Here is a 266-nt window from a genome sequence, read left to right as displayed (position 1 = left end):
AATTCTTCTTCCGGTTTCTTGCCGTCATCCACCAGCTTGCGCAGGTAATCCAACGCTTGGCGACCATCATTGAGGGCCACCACTTCCACGCCGACGGTTTGCAGGCAACGGGTCACCTGTTTACGCGCCACCGAGGAGTCGTCCACCGTCAATACACGCAGGGAGATCGCCTTATGCGCGGTTTCGGCGTCTACCACACCCACGGAAATCGATTCCGAGGTCGGCGCCACTTCGGCAAGGATCTTCTCCACGTCGATAATTTCCAC

Annotated in this window: 1 pseudogene; it reads right to left on the bottom strand. The window is 57.5% G+C overall.

The annotated features are described in order from the left end of the window. A pseudogene (locus REG_RS09525) lies at positions 1 to 266 on the bottom strand (hypothetical protein); the annotation flags it as partial.

The organism is Candidatus Regiella insecticola LSR1 (assembly GCF_000143625.1).
Taxonomy (GTDB): domain Bacteria; phylum Pseudomonadota; class Gammaproteobacteria; order Enterobacterales; family Enterobacteriaceae; genus Regiella; species Regiella insecticola.
The sequence above is the reverse complement of the archived record's forward strand: the minus strand, read 5'-3'. Positions and strand labels throughout refer to the sequence as shown.